General features: G+C 71.1%; 16 protein-coding genes. 6 read left to right on the forward strand and 10 right to left on the reverse strand.

The features are described from left to right. Position 1: 1 nt before the first annotated feature. The gene (locus OHA73_RS10680; RefSeq protein ID WP_327654921.1) at positions 2-829 is read left to right on the forward strand and encodes an AAA family ATPase; all 828 of its coding nucleotides are present in this window, start codon (positions 2-4) and stop codon (positions 827-829) included. A gap of 3 nt (positions 830-832) precedes the next feature. Here the strand turns inward: OHA73_RS10680 and OHA73_RS10685 are convergent, their stop codons facing one another. Beyond that, entirely contained in the window at positions 833-3,331 is a 2,499-nt protein-coding gene (locus OHA73_RS10685; RefSeq protein ID WP_327654922.1) for an alpha-L-arabinofuranosidase C-terminal domain-containing protein, read from the reverse strand. 117 nt (positions 3,332-3,448) lie between these two features. Between OHA73_RS10685 and OHA73_RS10690 the strand changes: the two genes are divergently transcribed. After that, positions 3,449-3,898: a DUF6314 family protein gene (locus tag OHA73_RS10690; protein ID WP_327654923.1), complete on the forward strand. Its 450-nt coding sequence runs from the start codon at positions 3,449-3,451 to the stop codon at positions 3,896-3,898. On the opposite strand, the gene OHA73_RS10695 is transcribed toward OHA73_RS10690, so the two are convergent. Continuing rightward, positions 3,895-4,326, reverse strand: coding sequence for a GNAT family N-acetyltransferase (locus tag OHA73_RS10695; RefSeq protein ID WP_267071081.1), 432 nt, complete (start codon positions 4,324-4,326; stop codon positions 3,895-3,897). The two genes, OHA73_RS10690 and OHA73_RS10695, sit on opposite strands and share 4 nt — an antisense overlap. Before the next feature lie 10 nt (positions 4,327-4,336). Continuing rightward, positions 4,337-5,806, reverse strand: a complete 1,470-nt coding sequence (locus OHA73_RS10700) for an aminotransferase-like domain-containing protein (protein WP_266721614.1) — start codon at positions 5,804-5,806, stop codon at positions 4,337-4,339. Here OHA73_RS10700 and OHA73_RS10705 point away from each other — a divergent pair. Continuing rightward, positions 5,805-6,758 carry a DMT family transporter gene (locus tag OHA73_RS10705; RefSeq protein WP_327654924.1) on the forward strand — a complete coding sequence of 318 codons (954 nt, stop codon included), beginning with the start codon at positions 5,805-5,807 and terminating at the stop codon, positions 6,756-6,758. The genes OHA73_RS10700 and OHA73_RS10705 overlap by 2 nt on opposite strands. A gap of 72 nt (positions 6,759-6,830) precedes the next feature. Beyond that, entirely contained in the window at positions 6,831-7,043 is a 213-nt protein-coding gene (locus OHA73_RS10710; RefSeq protein ID WP_266721610.1) for a DUF1918 domain-containing protein, read from the forward strand. Between the two features lie 21 nt (positions 7,044-7,064). On the opposite strand, the gene OHA73_RS10715 is transcribed toward OHA73_RS10710, so the two are convergent. Beyond that, a complete protein-coding gene (locus OHA73_RS10715) occupies positions 7,065-8,273 on the reverse strand; it encodes a glycoside hydrolase family 10 protein (protein ID WP_443063206.1) in 1,209 nt (402 codons plus the stop codon). 187 nt (positions 8,274-8,460) lie between these two features. Here OHA73_RS10715 and OHA73_RS10720 point away from each other — a divergent pair, with 187 nt between their 5' ends. Beyond that, positions 8,461-9,321: a 3-hydroxybutyryl-CoA dehydrogenase gene (locus tag OHA73_RS10720; protein WP_266721606.1), complete on the forward strand. Its 861-nt coding sequence runs from the start codon at positions 8,461-8,463 to the stop codon at positions 9,319-9,321. Positions 9,322-9,514: 193 nt separating this feature from the next. Then, complete coding sequence (locus tag OHA73_RS10725) at positions 9,515-9,772, forward strand: hypothetical protein (protein ID WP_266721604.1); 258 nt, start codon at positions 9,515-9,517, stop codon at positions 9,770-9,772. Between the two features lie 13 nt (positions 9,773-9,785). Here OHA73_RS10725 and OHA73_RS10730 read toward each other — a convergent pair whose 3' ends face one another. The 6 genes from OHA73_RS10730 to OHA73_RS10755 all read right to left on the reverse strand — a co-directional run bounded on the left by OHA73_RS10730 (position 9,786) and on the right by OHA73_RS10755 (position 18,185). Further along, complete coding sequence (locus tag OHA73_RS10730) at positions 9,786-10,316, reverse strand: NUDIX hydrolase (RefSeq protein ID WP_267071077.1); 531 nt, start codon at positions 10,314-10,316, stop codon at positions 9,786-9,788. Between the two features lie 72 nt (positions 10,317-10,388). Beyond that, positions 10,389-11,729 carry a transcriptional regulator gene (locus OHA73_RS10735; RefSeq protein ID WP_266721600.1) on the reverse strand — a complete coding sequence of 447 codons (1,341 nt, stop codon included), beginning with the start codon at positions 11,727-11,729 and terminating at the stop codon, positions 10,389-10,391. 288 nt (positions 11,730-12,017) lie between these two features. Then, a complete protein-coding gene (locus OHA73_RS10740; protein WP_443063057.1) occupies positions 12,018-13,103 on the reverse strand; it encodes a PP2C family protein-serine/threonine phosphatase in 1,086 nt (361 codons plus the stop codon). 182 nt (positions 13,104-13,285) lie between these two features. Continuing rightward, positions 13,286-15,799, reverse strand: a complete 2,514-nt coding sequence (gene pheT, locus OHA73_RS10745; RefSeq protein ID WP_327654926.1) for a phenylalanine--tRNA ligase subunit beta — start codon at positions 15,797-15,799, stop codon at positions 13,286-13,288. Then, positions 15,799-16,929 carry a phenylalanine--tRNA ligase subunit alpha gene (gene pheS / locus OHA73_RS10750; protein ID WP_266721595.1) on the reverse strand — a complete coding sequence of 377 codons (1,131 nt, stop codon included), beginning with the start codon at positions 16,927-16,929 and terminating at the stop codon, positions 15,799-15,801. Before pheS ends, pheT begins: the two co-directional genes overlap by 1 nt. 140 nt (positions 16,930-17,069) lie before the next feature. Beyond that, on the reverse strand, positions 17,070-18,185 hold the full coding sequence (locus OHA73_RS10755) for a sensor histidine kinase (RefSeq protein ID WP_266721593.1): 1,116 nt from the start codon (positions 18,183-18,185) through the stop codon (positions 17,070-17,072). Between the last annotated feature and the right edge of the window lie 46 nt (positions 18,186-18,231).

Raw genomic sequence — 18,231 nt, forward strand, 5'->3', positions numbered from 1 at the left:
CGTGACGCACGTCCTGTGGCTGGGCGGCGCGCCCGGCGCCGGCAAGTCGACGGTCGCCGAGCGCCTCGCGCGACGGCACGGCCTGCGCAGATATCACGCCGATACGCGCACGTGGGCGCACCGCGACCGGGCGCTCGCGGCGCACGACGAGGCGGCCGTCCGCTTCGAGACGCTGCCGCCCGACGAGCGCTGGGCGAGACCCGTGGACGAGCTCCTCGCGATGTCACTGCACCGCGACCGCGGCCCGATGGTCGTCGACGACGTACGGGCGCTGCCCCCGGCCCCACTGACGGTGGCCGAGGGCACGACGATCACGCCCGGTGTCGCCCGGGCCCTCCCCGGCCGGGCCGCACTGTGGCTGCTGCCGACCCCCGAGCTGCTCGAAAAGCGGCTTGCGGAACGGGAGTTGGGGCCCGGCCCGCTGGCCCTGTACCGCCGCCTGGCCCAGGAGATCGCGGAAGAGGTACGGGAGTCCGGCGCGCCCTTCCTGAGCGTCGACGGCAGCGCGGACACCACGGAGGAGGTCGCCCGGCTCTGGGCCGGCCCGCTCGCCGAGGGGCCGCACGCGGGGGCGGCCGATGAGCGCCGCACCCTGCTCCGTGAGGCCAACGAGGCTGTGGTCGCCCAGATCGCCGGGTACTTCGGCCGCCCCTGGGCGGACGGGGAACCCGGCGACAGGGAGGTCGCGTTCTCCTGCGAGTGCGGGGACGCGTCCTGTACGGCGAGGGTGACGCGCGCGGCGACGGGGCTCCCGGCAGCTCCCCTCCTGGCCGCCGGGCACCGCGCGCGTCCCTTCACCTCGGGATCGGGAGGGCTCAGCCCTTCTTGATCCTCAGGAGCCCTTCTTGATCCTCAGGAACGTCACCGAGTTCCCCGGAAACGTGTACGTGAACCTGTCGCTGACGCCGTCGAAGGTCGACGTCACCGGCTTCACGGGCCGGTCGGTCGCCGTGTTCTCGGCGTCGGGCGCCGCGGTCAGCGTCGTCACCGCCGCCGAGTCCGCGACGTCGGCGCCGCCGAGGTCGACCTTCGTACGGGCTGCGGAGTCCTGCGCGTTGACGACCTTGACGATCAGGTCGCCGGTCTTCTTGTCCTTGGTCACGACCTGGCGGAACGGCTCGGCCGGCTTGTCGTCCTTGAAGGAGCCCCACTCCTGGCCGTCGAGGTACAGCGTCACCTGGCGGCCGCGCACCTTGATGTCGACGTCGTAGGCGCGGCCGGTCTCGATGGATCCGGCCTTGGACATGAGCGTCGACTTGCCGCCGTTCACGGCCTGTTCGACGGCCGACTGGGTGTTGTTCCAGCCGCCCAGGTTCCACCAGTAGTAGTTCCCGGTGTCCTTGACGCCGAAGGCGACGAGGAAGCCCTCCTTGCCGGACTTCTTGGTGGCCTTCACATGCAGGTCGTAGTTCTGCCAGCCCGGGTCGCCCGCCGTGACCAGGGTGTTCTCCGCGGTCTCGTCGGACTGCACGTACTGCCCGTCCTGGACGCCCCAACTCCCGCTTCCGGTACCGGTCCACCCGGCGGCGTCACCGCTGAAGTCGTCGCTCAGCAGCGTCTTCCCGTCGGCGTCCGTCACCTTGACGTCGTCGTACGCGGCGCTGGTCGCCCAGGTGGAGAGGCCCACGGCGCCGGTGATCGGCTCCAGGGTCGACGGGGTGGCGGTGGCCTTCGAGGGGACGACGCGGTCGCCGACGTTGCGCATGAAGAGCTTCTGCACCTCGTAGTCGGCCGAACCCCATGACTTCTGGTCGTCGAACCAGATCATGTCGGGCTTCCACTGCACGGTGTCCGTGCGGGCGAACAGCGGGGCGTACGAGGCCAGTTTGACCACGTCCGCGTTGCGTTCGAGGCCCGTCATGTAGGAGGCCTCGGACATGGCGTTGGACCACTGGTTGCCGAGCGAGGCGTACTCACCGAGGAAGACCTTGGGGCCCTGCCGGTCGTAGGAGTCGTAGCGGTCGTTGTTCTGGAAGAACCACTGCGGACTGTTGTAGTAGTGCTCGTCGACCATGTGGACCTTGGCGTCCTTGTTGAGCTTCCACGCCGTGTCGAAGGTCGAACCGCTGTCGTCGGGGCCCGAGTTGGAGATGACCGTGACGTCCGGGTACTTGGCCTCGATGGCGGCGCGGAACTGCTTGAAGCGGGCGAAGAACTCCTCGGGAAGGTTCTCCTCGTTGCCGACCTCGAGGTGCGTGAGGTGGAAGGGCTTCGGGTGGCCCATCTCGGCGCGGAGCTTGCCCCACTTGCTGCTCGTCGGGCCGTTGGCGAACTCGATGAGGTCGAGCGTGTCCTGGATGTGCCGCTTCAGGAGCGCGTCGTCGTCGGTGGCCTTGTTCTGGCCGCAGCCGGTGACGAGAGCCGGGACGACGGGCAGCGGCATCGCGCCGATGTCCTCGGCGAACTGGAAGTACTCGTAGTACCCGAGACCGTAACTCTGGTTGTAGCCCCAGAAGTTGGAGTTGGTGGCGCGCTGCTCGACCGGGCCGACCGTGTCCTTCCACTGGTACGAACGCTTGCGCTCGTAGCCGGAGGCCTCGTCGTACCCCTTCATGGAGCCGGTGTTGACGAGGCAGCCACCGGGGAAGCGAACGAAGCCGGGCTTGAGGTCGGCGACCTTCTGGGCGAGGTCCTTGCGCAGGCCGTTCTTGTGTCCCTTGTAGGTGTCGCGCGGGAACAGCGACACCATGTCGAGCGCGGCGTCCTTGGTGGTGGCGACGGCGAGGCGGCCCGTGGTGGTGTCCTGGCGCGGCGTGAACGTCGCCGTGTACTTCGCCCAGCCGCCGCGCGTCCGTACCTTGCGCGGCGCGGCGAGGGCGCCGTCGGCGTCGCCGAGGGTCACGGTGAGCTCGGATTCGCCGCGTGCCCAGACCGAGAAGTCGTACGTGGCGCCCTTCTTGAGGGTGTAGCCGGTGCCGTAGCCGGAGTTGGTGGCGCTCGAACCGGCGCCCAGGGAGCGGTAGTTGCGGTTGCGGGCGCCCAGCCGCCCGTCGTCGTCGGCGACCTTCGCCGTGCCGCTCGTCTTCCACGCGGTGAGCGGGGTGTACGCGGCGTTGTCGGCGGTGGAGTACTCGAAGGACCTGTTCTGTACGAGCTCGGCGTAGAGCCCACCGTCGGCGGCCCGGTTGATGTCCTCGAAGAAGACGCCGTACATCGTGTCGTCGATGGCCGCGCCCGAGCGGCTCGGGTCGACGGTGACGGAGTAGTCGGTGGCGTCGGCCTTCGTATCGGCCCCGGCAGCCGATGACGGCAGTACGGCCGTGCCCACCAGCAGGGAGCCCACCGCCGCCCCGAGCCCCAGTCTCCAGCCTCTGCGTCGTCCACGCGTCATGCGCACTCCCTCGGATTGTTCGGGATTTCGTACGGCGTCCTAAACTGCGAACGGCAACATAGGAAGCAGCGGTACGCGCGTCAACGGTTCGCGCAGAGGTGAGCGGGAGTGGTGTGCGTGACGAGTGAACTCTGGCCGGTTTCCGACGTGTTGACGTTCCTGGCGGGGCACTGGCGGGTCGAGCGGACGGTACGGGACCTCGCGGCGGACGCGACGGGGACGTTCGCCGGGACGACCGGCTTCACGGCCGAGGGGGACGGCCTGCTGCACTTCGAGTCCGGGACGTTCGAGTGGCACGGGGTCACCCGGCCCGCCGAGCGCACGCTCCGGTACCTGCCGGGCGAGGAGGCCGGCACGGCCGTCGTGCGGTTCGCCGACGGGCGGTTCTTCCATGACCTGGACCTGCGGACCGGCCACCACGTCGCCGACCACCCTTGTTCGGCCGACCTCTACCGGGGCGAGTTCTCCGTGTACGACGCGGAGCGGTGGCGGACCGTGTGGCGCGTAAAGGGGCCCGCCAAGGATCTGCTGCTCACAACGGACTATCGGCGCAAGAGCTTGCTTTAAACGAAGTACAACGCCATCCACTGGTCCGGGTGCTCCAAGGGCTTGAAGCCCACCTCCTCGTACACCCCGTGCGCGTCCTGCGTCGCCAGGAGGATGCGGCGGATGCCCAACGGCTTCAGGTGGTCACGGATCGTCGTCACCATCGCCTTGCCGATGCCCTTGCCGCGTACCGAGCGGTCGACGTACACGTCGCAGAGCCAGGCGAACGTGGCCTCGTCCGTGACCACGCGCGCGTAGGCGACCTGTTCGCCCGAAGCGGCGTCGTACACACCGAAGTTGAGGGAACCGGCGAGCGCCTTGTCCTGCTGGGCGCGCGGGCGGCCCAGTGCCCAGTACGCGTCCTCGGAGAGCCACGCGTGGACGCGGTCCGTGTCGATGCGGGCGGGGTCCGTGGATATCTCGTAGCCGTCGGGCAGTGCGCTGGTCATGCGGGGATCCTCACAGGTCGGACGCGGGTGCGTCGAGGGAATTCGGGGGCAGGAGCTCCGCGCAGGCCGCCTTCAGGCGGCGTACGCCCTCGGTGAGCTCGGCGGTCGTCGCGACGCCCACGAAGCTCAGCCGGATGTGCGGCGCCGGGGGTTCGGCCGAGAAGTACGGGCGGCCCGGGGCGACCGCGACGCCCGCGCGCAGGGCGCCCGCGACCAGCGCCGCCTCGTCGCTGCCCTCCGGCAGGCGCAGCCACAGGTGGTAGCCGCCGGCCGGGATGTGCGTGAGGTCGAGCGCGGGGAGGTCCGCGATGATCGCGGCCGCCAGGATGTCGCGGCGCCCCCGCAACACCCCCGCCAGGGTGCGCAGATGGCGCGGCCAGGCCGGGGAGCCGACGAGTTCGAGCGTGGCCTCCTGGAGGGGCCGCGGGACGAAGAGGTGGTCGACGACCTGGATCGCGCGCAGCCGTTCGAGGACGGGCCCGCGGGCGGCGAGGCAGCCGATGCGCAGGCTCGGCGACGTCGCCTTGGTGAGCGAGCAGACGTGCACGACGACACCGTCGGGGTCGTCGGACGCGAGGGGCCGGGGCAGCGGCCCCGCGTCCTCGTGGACGAGCCGGCGCACGAAGTCGTCCTCGACGATGAACGCCCCGGCCTCCCGCGCGATCCGCAGCACCTCGGGGCGGCGGTCGGCGGAGAGCACCGCCCCCGTCGGGTTCTGGAACAGCGGCTGGCACACGAAGAGCCTGGCGCCGGTCGCCCTGAAGGCCTGCGCGAGGAGTTCGGGTCGCACGCCGTCCCGGTCCACAGGCACCGGCACCGGCCGGAGCCCCGCCGCCCGCGCGATCGCCAACATGCCCGGATACGTGGGCGATTCGACGAGGACGGGGGCGCCGGGCGGCGCGAGTGCGCGCAGCGCGGTGGTGAGCGCCGACTGCCCGCCGAACGTGATCAGTACGTCCGAGGCGGAGATCGCCCCGCCGATGCCGCGCGCGAACCACTCACGCAGTTCGGGCAGGCCGTCGACGGGCGGCTTGGCCCAGGCCCCTGGGCGTCGCCCGGCGCGCGCGAGGGCGGCGGACATGGCGGCGCCCGGTTGCAGGACCGGGTGCAGATAGCCGGTGTTGAGCTCGATGACGCCGGGTGGCGGCGGCGAGAGCGTCACGAGGACGCCCGCCGCGTCGACCGCGCGCGGCACGACCTCCGTCGCGGCGTCGGCGCTCAGCGCGACCTCCTGCCAGGAGGTGTCGCCGACGGGCCCGGCCGAGGCCCGCGCCTCGGCCCGGTAGGCGCCGGCGCCGGGGCGGGTGACGACGAGGCCCTCGGCGGCGAGCTGGGCGAGCGCGCGGGAGACCGTCACCGGACTCACCTTGAAGCGGTCGACGAGGACGCGGCTCGACGGCAGCTTTTCACCTGGCGAGTAGCGGTTCAGCTCGGATCGGAGCTGTTTCGCCAGTTCGCCCACGCTGCTACTCTGTTGCATGAGAGCACAGAATAGCGCTATCGAGCCGGACCGGGTAGCAGTTGCCGAGCGGCCGACCGCCGCGGCCGCCCCACCCGCGCCCGAGGTCCGGCCGGGCAGGCTCGCAGGAACCCTGCTCGCCGCCATCGGCGTCACGTCCTTCTCGCTCACCTTCCCCGCCACGGCCTGGGGCCTCGAGGGCTTCGGCCCCTACTCGCTGATCAGCGTGCGCTGCGCCTTGGCCGCGCTCGTCGCGGGCGCCTGCCTGCTGGCCCTGCGCGTCCGCGTCCCCGAGCAGCGGCACTGGGCGGGCCTCGCCGTCGTCGCCGCCGGAGTGGTGGTCGGCTTCCCGCTGCTCACCACGCTCGCGCTGGAGACGGCGACGACCGCGCACTCCGCGGTGGTGGTCGGCCTGCTGCCGCTGACCACGGCCGTCTTCTCGTCGATACGCACCGGGTCCCGCCCCTCGCGCACGTTCTGGATCGCCGCGTGCGTGGGCGCGGCGGCGGTCATCGCGTTCACGGTGCAGCAGAGCGGCGGCGCCCTCACCCGGGCCGACCTGCTCCTGTTCGGGGCGCTGCTGATCTGCGCGGCGAGTTACACCGAGGGCGGCCGGCTCGCGTCCGTGATGCCGGGCTGGCAGGTCATCGCGTGGGCGCTCGTCCCGTGCCTCCCCCTCGCGGTGGCGGGCGCGGCGATCTCCCTCCCGTACGAGCCGGTGCATCTGACCGGGCACGCCGTGGCCGGGCTGCTGTGGGTGGCGGTCGGCTCGCAGTTCCTCGGCCTGGTCGTCTGGTACAAGGGCATGGCACTGATCGGTATCCCGAAGGCGAGCCAACTCCAGCTCGCGCAGCCGCTGTTGACCCTCGTCTGGTCGGTCGCCCTGCTCGGCGAGGCGCTGCCGGTCGCGGCGCCGCTCACCGCGGCGGCGGTGCTGCTGTGCATCGCGGCCACCCAACGCGCGCGTGGCTGAGGACGGGTCCAACTTCCGTGTGCCGCCGTACACTTGCCGCAACGCAACGGCACGTTGAGGAGGTCACTCCTGATGCGCGCAACCGTAGGGGACCAGCTCCTGGTGCACGGCCGGATCGTCGGGCAGCACGACCGGGTGGCACAGATCATCGAAGTGCTGGGCGCGGACGGCGATCCACCGTTCCGCGTGCGGTTCGCGGACGGCCACGAGGCGATCATGTCGCCGGGCCCGGACGCGGTCGTCCGGCACCCGGCCACAAAGCACTCGGCCACAAAGAAGGCCTGACCCCGGCGTAGGGCCTGTCGGTCAGCTGTAGTGGTCCGCCACCACGCGGGCCATCGCGCCGTTCCTGTCCTGCCCGACCTCCTTGGCCGAGAAGAACACGTGCCCGCGCACCTCCGGGTAGCGGTCCGCCAACGTGAGGTGGCGGGACAGCTCGGCGGGGTCCTGCCAGGCGGCGGGCTGCGCCGGATCGCCCGCCTTGTAGAGCGCCTCGCCTATGTAGAGGCGCACGCCCGTGCCCCGTACGACCCGGGACCACCACGGCACGAGCTTCGCGTAGTCGGCGGCCGCGAAGCCGATGTTCCAGTACACCTGCGGCACCACGTAGTCGATCCACCGCTCGCGCACCCACTTACGGGTGTCCGCGTGCAGGTCGTCGTAGGTCTGCACACCGGCCGTGGTGTCCGAACCCAACGGATCGGTGGCCTTGTTGCGCCACACCCCGAAGGGGCTGATGCCGAACCGGGTCCGCGGCCGGGTCTTCCTGATGCGCGCCGCCATCTCCCGGATCAGCCGGTCGATGTTGTCGCGCCGCCAGGCCGCCCGGTCCGGGAAGCCGCCGCCGTACGTGGCGTAGGCCGCGTCGTCGTCGAAGGTCTGGCCCGCGACGGGATACGGGTAGAAGTAGTCGTCGAAGTGCACGGCGTCCACGGGGTACTTCTCGACCGCGTCCAGCATCGCGTCCACGACGAAGCGGCGGACCTCCGGCAGGCCGGGGTTGTAGTAGAGCTTGCCGCCGTAGGGGACGACCCACTCGGGGTGCAGCCGCGCCGGATGGGTGGGGATCAGCCGACTCGGGTCCGTGTGGTTGGCGATCCGGTACGGATTGCACCAGGCGTGCAGCTCCAGGCCCCGCGCGTGCGCCTCGGCCACCGCCGTGCCCAGCGGGTCCCAGCCGGGGTCCTGCCCCTGCGTTCCGGTGAGGACGGCGGACCACGGCTCGTGATCGGACGGCCACAGGGCGTCGGCCGTTGGCCGGATCTGGAAGATCACGGCGTTGAGCCGGCGGCGAACGGCCGTGTCCAGATGCGCGATCAGTTCGGCGCGCTGCTCGGCGGCGCTCAGCCCCGCCCGCGAGGGCCAGTCCCGGTTCGCCACCGTGGCCAGCCACATGCCCCGCAGCTCCCGCCGCAGCGGCCGCACCGGCCCCGAGGCGGCGGCGTCCGCCGCCGTCGCCGCGGTCAGCGCGAGGACCGCCCCGAGCGTGAACCCGCGCCGCGAAATACGTGAGATACGTCCCATAGGTTCCCCCCAACCTCGTGTGACACGGTGTTGACGGCATGAACAGCCGTTAACCCGGGCTCCACCCCACTCATGTCTACGGGGTAACGTGCGGATCCGGAAGCCCCCGGCGAGACACTGTGCCCCTGGTATCGGTGATCTCCGGACGAAGAGCGAAAGGCACGAGGTGACGGACCCCTTGAGTGACATCCAACGCGTCGGCGTGGTGGGTTGCGGCCAGATGGGCGCCGGAATCGCGGAGGTCTGCGCCCGTGCGGGACTCGACGTGAAGGTGGCCGAGACCACCGGCGAGGCCCTGGAGTACGGGCGCACGCGGCTGCTGAGCTCCCTCTCGAAGGCGGCCTCGCGCGGCAAGATCACCGAGGAGGAGTTGGCCGAGACGCAGGAGCGCCTCACGTTCACCACGGACCTCGGTGAGTTCTCCGACCGCGACCTCGTCATCGAGGCGGTCGTCGAGAACGAGCAGGTGAAGACGGAGATCTTCCAGGTCCTCGACCAGGTCGTGACCCGGTCCGACGCGATCCTCGCGTCGAACACCTCCTCCATCCCGCTGGTGAAGCTGGCCGTGGCGACGTCCCGCCCGGACCACGTGGTCGGCATCCACTTCTTCAACCCGGCGCCGGTGCAGAAGCTCGTCGAGCTGATCCCGGCGCTCACCACGTCCGAGGGCACGATCAGCCGCGCCCAGGTCATGGTGGAGAAGATCCTCGGCAAGCACGCGATCCGCGCCCAGGACCGCTCGGGCTTCGTGGTGAACGCGCTGCTCGTGCCGTATCTGCTCTCCTCCATCCGGATGTTCGAGTCGGGCATCGCGAGCCGCGAGGACATCGACAACGGGATGGAGCTCGGCTGCGCCCACCCGATGGGCCCGCTCAAGCTCTCCGACCTGATCGGCCTCGACACCATCGTCTCCATCGCGGACTCGATGTACGACGAGTACAAGGAGCCGCTGTACGCCGCTCCCCCGCTGCTGCAGCGGATGGTCGACGCCGGTCGGCTCGGCCGCAAGAGCGGTTCGGGCTTCTACACCTACGCCTGACCACGCAGCGTAATCCGCAAGTGGGCCCGGTGTTCTTCGGAGCACCGGGCCCACTGCGTTCGCACGGGGAGTGCGCAACTGACCCGCATATGCCGTTCGCACACGCTCCCGCCGCGTCCACCAGGCGAGTTGACTCCGGTCTGTACATCAGTGAAGACACGACTGATGCCACGATCGAGAAAGGAGCCAACTCGTGACCACCGACCCGGATAATCCCGTGGTCCCGGAAGAACTCGCAGAGTTACGACGGGTTTTCGAGGTTCAACTGACCCGCATCGACGGTCAACTGGCCCTGCACACACACCGCGACGACCAGACCGCCAAGGATCAGGACGATCTCAGTACCCGGCTCAGCGCGCTCGAGAACACTCGCTGGCCGTTGCCCACGGTGGCCGCGCTGACCTCGGTCGGCGCGTTGGCCATCACGGTGTGGCAGGCCCTCGGACACTAGCCCCCGAAGGGTGCTAGCCGAGGTTGTGGTGGTGCAGGAGAAGTAGTGCCGCCGCCATGTTGGCGGCCGGGACCTCTCCGCGAGCGATCATGTCGGGGACGAGTTTGAGCGGGACCCATTCCCTGCGGTCCGACTCGAAATCGTCCTGGGGGTGGCCGATGTACGTTCCCTCGTCGGTCCAGTAGATGTGGTGCCGGGCGTCCGTGAGGCCGTTGGACGGTTCGACGCTCATCAGGTGCCGCAGCGGTCCCGGCCGCCAGCCGGTCTCCTCCTCCAATTCCCTTGCCGCCGCGTACGCGATGTCCTCCCCGTCCTCGACGACACCCGCGGCGAGTTCCCAGCCCCAGCTGTCGGTGATGAAGCGGTGCCGCCACAGCAGGAGCACCTCGTGCGCCTCATTGACGATCGTGGCGACAGCCACGGCGCGCAGGCGTATCACGAAGTGATCGAGGTGCCGGCCGTCCGGCAGAGCGACGTCTGCCAGGTTGACGCTGAACCATCGGTTTGCATACACAGTTTGTTCGTTCTGTTTCGTCCACTGCACGGTTCTGCCACCTTCCGCCGAGTTGCTGGCAATATCGCAGCAGTGGCGTCCGCGGGCTCCCCGCGTAAAGGCTCACAGTGGTACGCGCAGCGCTCCATCGATGAGTTCGGCGGCCTCGGCCGTACCTGCGCATCCGCTGCGCACGAGGTGTTCGCGGACGGCCCTGAGTCTGTCGCGCAAGCGCTGCGACTCCATGCCCCGAGCGGTCTCGGCCATTTCCACGGCGGTGGCCACGGCCTGTTCCGCGTTCCCCTGTCTGAGTTGGATCTGGCTGAGCACCGCGAGCCGGTGCACACGTCCCCGATCGTGCGCCGGAGTGTGCACTGCCTCCTGCGCGTGCTCCTTGGCGGCCGCGTAGTCCCCGAGGCTCAACAGGGCCTCCGCCACCTGTACGTTGACGAATCCCGGCTGCACGTAACCGGTCTCGTCCGGCTCGTGTCCGCGCCGGATGCGATCGGCGGCGGACTCGGCACGCCGGATGCACTCCAGGGCGCTCGTGCCGTCACCGAGGTGTGCGTACGCCTTCGCCTGCATCGCGTACAGATCGGACGCGAGCGCGGGCGTGATGTGCCGCCCCGCGGCACGCAGCGCGGCCTCCGCGAAGGCGACGGCCTGTCGGTAGTCGCGCATGTGCAGCGACTGGTTGACGAGCAGTGCGATGACGTACGCCCCAAGTCCCCTGTCCGCGCTGGCCTTTGCGAGCCGGAGGGCCTGGTGGAAATAGCGCTGCGCGAGCCCGTGCGCGTCGGAGTCGTAGGCGCAGATACCGGCGATGGCCACCAAACCGCCCGTGGCGCGGTGCAGTTGGCGTCCCGTGTCGTCGGTGTAGCTGCCGCGCAGGAGGGGCGCCGCCTCGCTGTTGAGGAAGCCGACGATGCGGCTGCGCGTCGCGATGCCGCCCGCCTTGCGGTACATCTGCTCGTAGTGGGCGCGGGCCGAGCGCATCATCTCCAGGTCGGCGACGCTCACCGGGTGGCGGCCGCCGCGCGAGACGTCGTTGTCCTCGGGCGGGTTCTCCCACTCCCACACCGGCATGACGGCCGGCGTGCCGGTGACCGCGGGCGCGTCCAGGATGTGCCGGCGCTGCTGCTCGTCGGAGCGCCACAGAGCGGTGGCCCGCTCCACGAAGCCGGACAGCGTCGTCACGTGCGCCGTGGCGGGCTCGCAGGAGACGCCGAGGCCGATGTCGTCGAGGGTGACGTGCCGCTGAAGCCGCGCCGCCAGCACCTCGCAGATCAGGTCGGGCACCTGGCCGCGCGGCCGCTGGCCCTTCAGCCAGCGGGCGACCGCCGTGTGTTCGTAGCGGAGGGCGAGGCCGCGCGCCTTGCCCACCTGGTTCACATGTGCCGCGAGTCCCGCATGGGAGATTCCGGCCTCGTCGAGAATCGCGTCGAGCAGGGTGTTGGGCTGCATCGAGAGCCTCCGTTGCCCGCCATTGGCCCGGTGCCGCCAGCCTAGTCGAGGGGTGTTCACACGGGGTGTGATCGGAATGCCCAAGTCCGTGGCGTGTGCGCGCTGTTGTGGCTGGTTGGTACCCGCTTGACTGAACTGCCTCGCAAGAGGCCGGCCGGGCCGTCGGCTCCCCCTCGTACAGCGCGGCGGCCCGAACCCGCGTCGTCCGCCCGTTCGCCTGCCCGACACACTCCGCGACGGGCGGACGACGCGGCCCCCGGCCTCGTACGGTCGTGAACGGCCGGGAGTTCAGAGCACCTTGTGGGCGGTGCACACGACGGGTCCGGCGTGCTGGGCGGGCACCCGGCTCCGGTCGTTGCGCAGCACGAGCAGCGCGGCGTCGTCGCAGATCCGGCCGCCGGCGTGGCACAGGAGCCGGGTGTAGACGGCGTGGATGACGGCCTGGGGCATGATGGGGCCACGGCGCAGGGCCCCGTCGAGCGTGGACCGCAGCGGGAAGAACCGGCCATGGTGATCGCGGGCGTCCTCGATGCCGTCGGTGTGCAGCAGGAGCCCTTCGCCGGGCCTGATCCGCCCGCAGCGCACGGGCGGCAGCTCGGCGGGCAGCGGGAACGGGCCGAGCGGCGGCATCGGATCGCCACCGCTCATCGGCTCCACGCAGCGCACGGCGCCGGGACGCAGCAGATACGGCCACGGGTGACCGCAGTTGAGGGCGTGCACCGCGCCGTCCCGCCGGATCTCCAGGAGCAGCACCGTCACGAACTCCTCCGCGACCGGGTTCTCCGGCTCCCCTCCCCCGGCGGCGGGATGCTCCTCCCGGGCGCGCTGGCGCAGATAGCGGGCGTGCGCGCGCTCCAACCGCCGCAGCAGCGCCCCGAGTTCGTCCTCGTCGTGCGCGGCCTCGCGAAAGCTGCCGAGGACGGCGCCGACGGTGCCGAGCGCCGCGATCCCGTGCCCTCGTACGTCGCCCATGACCACGCGGACGCCGTGGTCGGTGGCGACGACGTCGTACAGGTCGCCGCCGATGCTGGCGCCGCGGTCGGCGGAGAGCTGTCCTGCGGCGAGCGCGAGACCGTCGAGCCGGGACGGCAGCGGGCGCAGCAGCGCGGACTGCGCGGCGTCCGCGACGGCCCGCGCCTCGCTCAACTCCCGCATCAGGGTGTGGCGCACGCGCAATATCAGCCCGGTGCCGACGGCGAAGAAGACGGCGCTGGTTGCGATCCGCGCGCCTAACCCGTCCAACTGCGCGAGCGGGCAGACGAACTTGTACGTCATGGCGACCGCGCCCCACACGGTCGGCAGGCCCAGCATCAACGTGCGCCGGGCACGCCTCGGTTCGAGTCCCGTGGGCGCCTTGGTCTTGATACGGATCATGCCGACGGCCCCCTAGGGTCTGTCGTTTGGATCAGGCCGGGCGACCGCAATGATTCTGTCGACCGTCTGCCCGTTCCGGACCGGATCATCGAGAATCCTCACTCGAATGAGTGAGGGGTGCACCCGGTCTCCCGGATACACCCCTCAGCTGCGGCTGTGCGCGCTGTCACGCGCCGGCGCTGTTACGCGCCGCGCAGCACCGCGCCCGTACGCTCGGCGGCGAGCGCCACCGCGGCGTCGCGGGCGGCCGACGCCTCGTCGGCCTTCAGCGTGCGGTCGCCGGCCCGGAAGCACAGCGCGTAGGCGAGCGACTTCTTGTCGTCGCCGAGCTGCTCCGCGTTCTCGTACACGTCGAACAGGCGGATGGACTCCAGGAGTTCACCGGCGCCCTCGCGCAGCGCCTTCTCGACCTCGGCGGCCGGGACGGTCTTGTCGACGATGAGCGCGACGTCCTGCGTGGCGACGGGGAACGTGGAGATCCGCGGCGCCTCCAGCAGGCCGGTGCCGGCCCGCTCCAGGACGTCGAGGTCCAGCTCCATCGCGCAGGTGCGCTCGGGCAGGCTCAGCGCCTTGACGACGCGCGGGTGCAGCTCACCGGCGTGGCCGACGAGCGTCTCCGTGCCGTCGATGTCGACGTACAGGGCGGCGCAGCGGCCGGGGTGCCACGGCTCGTGCCGGTCGGCGCGGACCGTGAGCTCCGCGTGCGCCTCGCGGGCGAGGGTGCGCGCGGCCTCGATGGCGTCGGCCCAGTCGGCCGGACGGCCCTTGCCCCACCAGCCGGCCTGCTCGCGGGCGCCCGCGAGGACGACGGCGGCACGGCGCGGCTGCTCGGGCAGCGCGGCGTCCAGACCGGCGATCTCCTCGTCGGTCGGGCGGCGGTCGACGGGGAGGCGGACCGGGGCGGTCTCCTCACCGGTCGGCCGGAACACCAGGCCGGTCTCGAAGAGCGCCAGGTCGTGGCTGCCGCGGCCGTCGTTGCGGCGCAGCGCGTTCAGCAGACCCGGCAGCAGCGTCGTACGGAGCGCGGGCTCCTCGTCGTTGAGCGGGTTGATCAGCTTGACGACCTTGCGGCGGGCGTCGTCCGCCTCCAGGCCGAGCTGGTCGAAGACGCCCTCGCCCAGGAACGGGTAGTTGAGCGCCTCGACGTACCCGGCACCGGCCAGCGCGCGGCCGACACGGCGGTGCAGGCGCTGCCGCGCGGTCAGGCCACGGCCCGCCGGGGGCTTCGGCAGCGTGGAGGGCAGGTTCTCGTAGCCCTCCAGGCGGATGACCTCTTCGGCGAGGTCGTTCGGGTCCACGAGGTCGGGGCGCCAGGACGGCACGGTGACCGTCAGGACGTCCTGCCCGTACGCGTCGCAGCCGACCTGCTGGAGGCGGCGCACCACGGTCTCGCGGCCGTACGCCACGCCCGCCACCTTGTCCGGGTGGTCGGCCGGGACGGTGATGGTGTGCGGCCCGGACGGGGCGACGACCTCGGTGACACCCGGCTCGGCCTTGCCGCCCGCGAGCAGCACGAGCAGGTCGACGGCGCGCTGGGCGGCGGCCGAAGCGGCCTCCGGGTCGACGCCGCGCTCGAAGCGCTTGGACGCCTCGGAGGACAGCTTGTGGCGGCGCGCGGTGCGGGCGATGGAGACGGCGTCGAAGTGCGCGGCCTCGATGACGACGTCGGTGGTGCCGGCCGTCTCCTCGTGGTCCGCGATCTCCGTGTTGGCGCCGCCCATCACGCCGGCGAGGCCGATCGGGCCGCGCTCGTCGGTGATGACCAGGTCCTCGGCGTCGAGCTTGCGCTTGGTGCCGTCGAGGGTGGTGAGCTGCTCGCCCTGCTCGGCGCGGCGGACGCCGATCGCGCCCTGTACGAGGGAGCGGTCGTAGGCGTGCAGCGGCTGGCCGAGCTCCATCATCACGTAGTTCGTGACGTCGACGGCGAGCGAGATCGGGCGCATGCCGACCTTCTGCAGACGGCGCTGCAGCCAGATCGGGGAGCGGTAGTCGGGCGAGAGACCGGCGACGGTGCGCGCGGTGAAGCGGTCGCAGCCGAGGCGGTCGGTGATCTGCACCGGGTAACCGTCGGCGTTCGGCGTCGGCACGTCGAGGAGCGCCGGGTCGCGCAGCGGCAGACCGTAGGCGATGGCGGCCTCGCGGGCGACGCCGCGGATGGACAGGCAGTCGCCGCGGTTGGCGGTCACCGCGATGTCCAGCACCTCGTCGACCAGTTCGAGCAGCTCGATGGCGTCGGTGCCGACCTCGTGCTCCGGCGGCAGCACGATGATGCCGTGCGTGCCGTCGTCGCCCATGCCGAGCTCGTCGGTGGAGCAGATCATGCCGTGCGAGGTCTTGCCGTACGTCTTGCGCGCGGCGATCGCGAAGTCGCCGGGCAGCACGGCGCCCGGCAGGACCACGACGACCTTGTCGCCGACGGCGAAGTTCCGGGCGCCGCAGACGATCTCCTGCGGCTCACCGGTGCCGTTGGCCTGACCGACGTCGACGGTGCAGAAGCGGATGGGCTTCTTGAAGCCCTCCAGCTCCTCGATGGTCAGCACCTGACCGACGACGAGGGGGCCCTTGAGGCCTGCGCCGAGCTGCTCGACCGTCTCGACCTCGAGCCCTGCGGAAACGAGCTTGGCCTGCACGTCGCGGCCGGTCTCGGAGGCGGGGAGATCGACGTACTCCCGCAGCCAGGAAAGCGGGATACGCATCAGATCTCCATCCCGAACGGCCGGGTGAAGCGGACGTCACCCTCGACCATGTCTCGCATGTCTTCGACGTTGTGGCGGAACATCAGCATCCGTTCGATGCCGAACCCGAAGGCGAATCCGCTGTACTTCTCGGGGTCCACACCGCAGGCGACGAGCACCTTCGGGTTGACCATGCCGCAGCCGCCCAGCTCGATCCAGCCCTCGGAGGAGCAGGTGCGGCAGGGGCGGTCCGCGTTGCCGACGGACTCGCCGCGGCACACGTAGCAGACCATGTCCATCTCGGCGGACGGCTCGGTGAACGGGAAGAAGTTCGGGCGCAGCCGCGTCTTCATGCCCTGGCCGAAGAGCGCCTGGACCATGTGGTCGAGGGTGCCCTTGAGGTCCGCCATGGTCAGGCCCTCGTCGATGGCGAGGAGCTCGACCTGGTTGAAGACGGGGGTGTGCGTGGCGTCCAGCTCGTCGGAGCGGTACACGCGGCCGGGGCAGATCACGTAGACCGGCGGCTCGCGGTCCAGCATCGAGCGGATCTGCACGGGCGAGGTGTGCGTGCGCAGCACGAGACCGGCCTCGTCCGCACCCCCTGCCTCCTTGGCGCCCTGGACGAAGAAGGTGTCCTGGGTGCCGCGGGCGGGGTGGTCAGGGCCGATGTTGAGCGCGTCGAAGTTGAACCACTCGGCCTCGATCTCCGGGCCCTCGGCGACCTCGTAGCCCATGGCCACGAAGACGTCCTCGATGCGCTCGGAGAGCGTGGTGAGCGGGTGCCGGGCGCCGGCCTGCTCGCGGTCGTGGGGCAGCGTGACGTCCACGGCCTCCTCGACCAGGACGCGCGCGTCGCGCTCGGCCTCCAGCTCGGCCTGGCGGGCGGCGAGGCCCCGGCCGACGGCGGCGCGGGCCTGCCCGACGAGCTTGCCCGCCGCGGCCTTGGCCTGCGGCGGCAGCGCGCCGATCTCGCGGTTGGCGAGCGCCAGCGGCGAGGTGCCGCCGGTGTGCGCGACCTTGGCCTCCTGAAGCGCCTCGAGCGAGTCCGCGGCGGCGAAGGCGGCGAGCGCCTCCCCCTGGACGCGCTCGATCTCTTCCGGTTTCAGTGCCTCGACCTCGACAGGGTCGTACGACTTGTTCGGTGCCGACATCTCTTCCCGTGCTTCCGATTGGCGTGGCTGATGGTCCCGCAGACGCGTTCGACGGCCGTCGAGTGGCGGGGACGCAAACGTGCCAAAGGACGAGTCTAACGGGGGTGAGGTGGGTGACTGCGCCCGTGGTGCCTGGCCGGTCAGCTGGTGAGATAGGCCGGCGTCGCCACGGGCAACGTAAATCGGAACTCGGCGCCGCCACCGGGCGCCCGCCCCACGGTGATCGTCCCGCCGTGGGCTTCGACGATGCCCTTGACGATGTACAGCCCGAGGCCCGTGCCGCCGCGCTTGCTGCCCCGCCAGAAGCGGGTGAAGACGCGGTTCATGGACTCCTCCGGGATGCCGGGGCCCTCGTCGCTCACGGTGACCGACGTGCCGGTGGGCCGGGTTGGCTCGACGTCAATGGTGACGGTTCCCTCGCCATGACGCACGGCGTTTTCCAGCAAGTTGCTCAGGACCTGGTCGACCTTGTCCGGGTCGGCCCACGGGTCGGGCAGCGGATGCTCGACGCGCAGCAGGAACCGGTCGGCCGACTGCCCCGAGGCGACGTGCGCCTGGATGTGCCGGGAGACGGCGGCCGCGATGTCGACGGGCTGACGCCGCAGTTCGAGCCGCCCGGAGTCGATGCGGGAGATGTCGAGCAGCTCGGCGATGAGCCGGGTCACCCGGTTCGCATCGGCGTCGACCGTCTCCAGCATCAGCCGCTTCTGCTCGTCGGTGAATCGCTCCCACTTGGCGAGCAGCGTCGCGGTGAAGCCCTTGACCGAGGTCAGCGGGGAGCGCAGCTCGTGGGCGACGGTGGCGATCAGCTCGGCGTGGCTGCGTTCGGTACGCTGCCGGGCCTCGGTGTCCCGCAGCGACACGACGACGCGGCGCACGGGCCCGGTCGGCCGGGTGCGCACGTAACGCGCGGTGACCAGCACTTCCCGGCCGCCCGGAAGCAGCAGGTTCCGCTCGGGCTGCCCGCCCCGGATGGCGAGGCCGCCGTACGGATCGGTGAGCTGCCACCAGCGCCGGCCCTCGAGGTCCTCCAACGGGAGAACGCGCTCGAGCGGCGCGTCCAGCGCGGTGCCCGCGCGGACCGCGGTGATGCGCTCCGCGGCGGCGTTGAAGCAGATGACGCGGCCGCGCTCGTCCGCGACGACGAGGCCGTCGGGCAGGTCGTCGGGGTGCACGCCGAGCGTCGCGAGTCCGTCGGGACCGGACGCGTCGGGCCCGGTCAGGCCGCGTGAGCCGCTGCCGTTGACGACGCTCATCTCCCGCGCTCCCCCTCCCGGCGGTCGATCCGGAAGAGTCACCCTA

Origin of the sequence: Streptomyces sp. NBC_00483 (assembly GCF_036013745.1) — a bacterium.
Taxonomy (GTDB): domain Bacteria; phylum Actinomycetota; class Actinomycetes; order Streptomycetales; family Streptomycetaceae; genus Streptomyces.

What these genes read in the sequence shown, in the direction of transcription:
- OHA73_RS10685 (WP_327654922.1), bottom strand. Translation starts at nt 3,331, where the DNA reads ATGACGCGTGGACGACGCAGAGGCTGGAGACTGGGGCTCGGGGCGGCG.
- OHA73_RS10695 (WP_267071081.1), bottom strand. Translation starts at nt 4,326, where the DNA reads ATGACCAGCGCACTGCCCGACGGCTACGAGATATCCACGGACCCCGCC.
- OHA73_RS10705 (WP_327654924.1), top strand. Translation starts at nt 5,805, where the DNA reads ATGAGAGCACAGAATAGCGCTATCGAGCCGGACCGGGTAGCAGTTGCC.
- OHA73_RS10700 (WP_266721614.1), bottom strand. Translation starts at nt 5,806, where the DNA reads ATGCAACAGAGTAGCAGCGTGGGCGAACTGGCGAAACAGCTCCGATCC.
- OHA73_RS10710 (WP_266721610.1), top strand. Translation starts at nt 6,831, where the DNA reads ATGCGCGCAACCGTAGGGGACCAGCTCCTGGTGCACGGCCGGATCGTC.
- OHA73_RS10735 (WP_266721600.1), bottom strand. Translation starts at nt 11,729, where the DNA reads ATGCAGCCCAACACCCTGCTCGACGCGATTCTCGACGAGGCCGGAATC.
- OHA73_RS10740 (WP_443063057.1), bottom strand. Translation starts at nt 13,103, where the DNA reads ATGATCCGTATCAAGACCAAGGCGCCCACGGGACTCGAACCGAGGCGT.
- pheT (WP_327654926.1), bottom strand. Translation starts at nt 15,799, where the DNA reads ATGCGTATCCCGCTTTCCTGGCTGCGGGAGTACGTCGATCTCCCCGCC.
- pheS (WP_266721595.1), bottom strand. Translation starts at nt 16,929, where the DNA reads ATGTCGGCACCGAACAAGTCGTACGACCCTGTCGAGGTCGAGGCACTG.
- OHA73_RS10755 (WP_266721593.1), bottom strand. Translation starts at nt 18,185, where the DNA reads ATGAGCGTCGTCAACGGCAGCGGCTCACGCGGCCTGACCGGGCCCGAC.